Origin of the sequence: Endozoicomonas sp. (genome assembly GCF_051008435.1) — a bacterium.
Taxonomy (GTDB): Bacteria; Pseudomonadota; Gammaproteobacteria; order Pseudomonadales; family Endozoicomonadaceae; genus Endozoicomonas_A.
Map to the genome: position 1 here is coordinate 1 of NZ_JBPCXO010000295.1, position 4,574 is coordinate 4,574.

3 protein-coding genes and 1 pseudogene are annotated in these 4,574 nt (G+C 46.5%); 2 read left to right on the forward strand and 2 right to left on the reverse strand.

Annotated elements, in window-relative coordinates; all coding sequences use genetic code 11:
- Positions 1-5 precede the first annotated feature (5 nt).
- Both ACR2PX_RS14950 and ACR2PX_RS14955 read right to left on the reverse strand, forming a co-directional pair.
- Positions 6-737 (reverse strand): hypothetical protein, encoded by a 732-nt coding sequence (locus tag ACR2PX_RS14950; RefSeq protein ID WP_434000155.1) that lies wholly within the window; start codon positions 735-737, stop codon positions 6-8.
- A gap of 91 nt (positions 738-828) precedes the next feature.
- Entirely contained in the window at positions 829-2,076 is a 1,248-nt protein-coding gene (locus ACR2PX_RS14955; protein ID WP_434000156.1) for a sugar diacid recognition domain-containing protein, read from the reverse strand.
- A gap of 205 nt (positions 2,077-2,281) precedes the next feature.
- On the opposite strand from ACR2PX_RS14955, the pseudogene ACR2PX_RS14960 reads away from it, so the two are divergent.
- Both ACR2PX_RS14960 and ACR2PX_RS14965 read left to right on the forward strand, forming a co-directional pair.
- Positions 2,282-2,862: pseudogene (locus tag ACR2PX_RS14960) on the forward strand (queuosine precursor transporter).
- Positions 2,863-3,350: 488 nt separating this feature from the next.
- A complete protein-coding gene (locus ACR2PX_RS14965; RefSeq protein WP_434000157.1) occupies positions 3,351-4,451 on the forward strand; it encodes a hypothetical protein in 1,101 nt (366 codons plus the stop codon).
- Positions 4,452-4,574 lie beyond the last annotated feature (123 nt).

Here is a 4,574-nt window from a genome sequence, read left to right on the forward strand (position 1 = left end):
ACACGTTACAGCTCGACCTTAAACCCTACACAAGAGTGGCGTAAGACATACTCCGGTATGCAGCCGTGTTGACGGTGTAGATAAACCCAGAGAATCACTGATTGTCGCAGGTTTTTAGTAGCGGTTACTTTAGGGCCTTTATTGACCAGAGACTTGGCCACGATATAAGTGACAATGATACCCATCAGCGAGGGTACCAGGTTTGCCATCATGACTTGTGTCAGAGGGAGATTAAACGCGTCAGCGGCAGCAATGGTGTTGGGGTTTGGGGAGATAATGTTACCGGCCTTACCGCCGCCGACCATGGCAACCAGTGCTGCCAGAACAGAGATATTGGCGCGGCTGGCAATAGCCAGGGCAATGGGAGCCACTGTAATAACCGCTACATCAACAAACACTCCTGCAGCTGTCAGCAACATGGTGGCAAGAATCAGGGCAATGACTGCTCGGGCTTCGCCCACGGCGTCCACAATTTTTTCTGCAATAACATTGGCGCCACCGGACTCAATTAAAACACCGGCCAGAACACCGGCTGCCAGAATACGCAGTACGGAAGGCGTAATACCCTTAACGCCATTAATCATCAGGGTCACACTTTCAGCCAGATCGGCCAGACCAATCAGTGCTCCCAGCAGGGCACCAATCATCATGCCATAGGCGGGTGGAACTCTTCGTAGAATCAGGGCAATTGAGATTGCGAGACCACTGAGGGCCCCCAAGGTTGTTATTTGGATCATTGGATTGCCAGCATATCAATATAATTACTTGGAATGCCTGGCATTATCGGGATAAGCGTACAAAGAGTGATCGTGGTGTTGAACAGATTGTTCAATAATTTCCATATGAATTTTGTGCAATTGCACAATTCTTGATTTCGTGCAGTCGCAGAGCAAAATGCAAAAAAATCAGGTCGTCAAAGCGTCTGGGGTTCCTTCCTGTGAGCTGGTGGATTTTATCCAGCCGGTAACTGAGTGTGTTGCGATGAATGTGCAGTTTTTTTGTTGTGGCGTTGGCGTCGGCATGCTGGTTGATATAGGTACGCAGAGTCTTACGTAAAATCTTTCGACCATCGGCATCTATTAATGGCTTGGCAAGCGATCCGAGCTCTTCTCCCTTCCAACTTCCAACATGCTCAAGCAGCAAACTGTCGAGTTGAAAATCAAAGTATCGATAGAGCTTTTTGTCGGGTTCCAGTTCCAGACCCAACTGCATGGCTTCCTGAGCGCTCTGGTAGGAGAGAGGAAGTCCTCTCAGCTCTGGAATAAAACGCCCCAGCGCCACCCGGTATTGAATTTCTCCCAGATTTTCTATGCGCTGCATGAGTGATTTCAGGAATTTGAGAATATTGTCCGGATGCCAGGAAATGGAGTCATCAATAGTATGCAAAAGCACAATCTGGGTTGGGCAGATCAGAGCCACCAGGTCATCCGGGTGGTTGTATTTCAACAATTGCTGAATGTGCTCTACTTTTTCGACCGGCAGGTCTTTTCCCTGCTCATTTTTCAGGCTGAAAAGAAGCGCTACTCTGGCAACATGAGGGTTGATGCCCAGCTTGCGGGTTCGGACTTCAAAGAGATCATCGGATTCAGCTTCTCCGTGAATCATCTCGGAAATAATGTTTTCTCGTTGTCGCTGATTCCAGTGAATCTCGGACATGACCGAGGCGTTTTCGATCATCAGTTCGGCGGTCATGACCACCAGATCAGCAAACTGTGAAACGTCCGACGGTTTTCCGGTAACACCAACCACTCCTACGACTTCTCTGCGAAAACGAATCGGCCGGTTTATACCGTGCTGTACACCCTTGAGTTTGTCGGCATTGGTCTCATCAATGTCGTACTGGCTGCCGGTTTCGAGAACCCTGACGGCCCCTTCATGAATCTTGTGTAAACGGTTATCGTCACCTGTACCGATGATAATACCTGTTCTGTCCATGACATTGACGTTACGGCCAATAATGCTCATGGCTCGGTCAACAATGCGCTGGGCTACGGGTTCTGTCAGGTATACAGGCATGGCATCAGTACGGCAGGGTTGAGTTCTCAGGATATTAGCGCTTACAGCGATAACGGCCAATGCGCATTGACCCTAAGGTTGGGGTTCGGTAGCTTTCGCGCCTTTCGCGTGAAGGAAACTTTTGCTTCACCTGGCCCGGACAAAAGAAACCAGGTTTCTGGCTCCGGAATAATACGACAGCGGTTTAAAACGAGGCGTCGAAATGACAACGACCCGGGAATACCCTCTGCCGAGAATGCTGATCTTTTCACTGTTCTTCGCAGGTATGACCATCGCAGCTGTTCTGGCTGCAAAAATTATCACTATTGTCGGCTTTGCCGTTCCTGCCGGTGTTCTGGCCTATGCCATTACCTTTGCCTGTACCGATACGATTGGTGAGGTATATGGGGAAAAAGCAGCAAGAACCATGATTCTGGCAGGTTTTATAACAATGGTAGTGGTCACGGCTTTGATCCAGTTGGCTATTGTCTGGCCTTCTGCTTCTTTTTGGGAAGGTCAGGAAATTATGAACAGATTCTGGGCAGCAGTTCCCGAATCATCATGGCCAGTCTGATTGCCTTTCTGTGTAGCCAAACTCTGGATGTCTGGATTTTCAGCCGTTTGCGCAAGGCGACCAATGAAAAGCACCTTTGGCTGAGAAATAATGTTTCTACCTGTACTTCTCAGCTGATTGATTCGGCTGTTTTTGTTGGGATAGCTTTTTATGGCGTATTCCCCATTGGTGAAATGATCATTGGCCAGTGGATTGTGAAAATGTTGATAGCTGCTTTGGATACCTCTGGTTTATCTGGGTGTTTCTTTATTAAGAAAAGATCAAAATCAGAATTAATATTCTATTCTGCCTGATTTTCGAATCAGGCAGATCTTATAACTGTTGCTCAAAAGCGATAAGCCTCTGCTAAACTGCCATCCACCCTTCAGGTTTATTGGGTGAAGTTTCAATGCACTGTGAAAAAATATTAACGCTTCTGATATTTTTGAACGCAGGAGGCGTTCTTGCCCAGGGTTCTTCTGAAGCTGATTTACTGCACCATAAACCATCAGGATATGAGCGTTTTACAATAAGCGGGCATTCGTTGGTTTTTAAACCTGGCAATAATACAAATATAAATTCGCCTTATCTATTCTCTGACTCAAACGTAAATTCCACTGAATTTGAATGGGAAGACTCTCTGGCTTTTTGTTCGAGAGATATTTCACAAGAAAATTATCTCGATGTAAATCGAGAACCTTTTCAGCGCTATGTAAGAACCGTTTGCTCTGAGATTGATGATCAGGAGAGTGAAAATACGGCCCGTGTCAGCGTTTCATTCCAGCCTTCCCTGTTCATCAGAGTGGATAATCATACAGACGGGAACACTTACCTGGTGGTCATATCGGTAGATCAACAGGGAAAAGTGCATGTTTACCATCATTACGTGGGTAACAGCTTTCATCACGAATGGATTCAGGAAGAAAGATGGCTGACTTCAGATGAAAGCGGTGTGGGCCATTTATGGAGGATCAGTAAAGAAAAAGAAGAAATCCGATTGAGCTCCATGAGCCTGCAGGACGATGTGTTGAGCCGTTTATCTTTCCCTGAACCTGGAACCTTCGAGATTATCTGGCGAAATAGTGAGCTGGTGATTGTTGACCATAGCGGGCTGCCTCGTATTATCGAACTTCCATTACTGAAACGCTCAGGCCTGACCTTTCTATTCGGTTATAGATACGTTCCAGCGAATACTGCAGTAGCAAAGCTATCGAAAAAAGGAGCTGATTGCCGGAGCGTCGTGACAACAGATTATTCTGCACGCTCTGAGTTTGATCGCTTTTCACGGCTGGCTGAAATTATGAATAAGCTGGTCCGGTTGTTTCATCTACGCCATCAATTTCAAGGGTTTTATGAAGACTCAGAGCAGCAGGAAGCCGTAAAAAAGAATCTGCAAAAAATTAATATGCTGGCAGGGCGTACCATCAGTCTGTTATTACCGAACAAAGCGCTCTATACAAGGTTGGATGATCTGCTGGGGACAGGGGCTCCTGTCTATAGAAATGCCTCACTGGAAATCTCAGCAGACAATCTGGTTTTTTCTTTAATGGACTATTATCAGGATGATCACTGGCCTGAGTTTATGATGTTGTTTTTTGCCATGGCAGATATGGGTGTAGAAGGCTTAGATGCAGAGAAGATTGATGTTACTTTCAGGGAGCAAATGCAAATACATGACTTCTGGCGCTATGTGGTGGATGAAAATGGCATGCTGCGCCCCAACCTTCAGCATCTAACCAGAGATCAGCTGTTACTGGGTCCTGGCCAGCCCCGGGATGATGAAGACGACGATGAACCTGTGTTGGATATATCAGAAGGTAATGGAGTGAATGAGGCACCCTCAGAAGCCACTCTTCCAGCTCAACCAAAAGAAGTCCCCGTCGATCGATTGATTGATATCTAGGAGCCTGTCGGACTTAAGACAATTTCGGCCTAAATTCCAGAAAGAACGGCCCAATTATTCGATGAATTCGATTAAATAGGTCAACTATTCTCACGAATCCATCGAATAATTCGACTCGTTCTA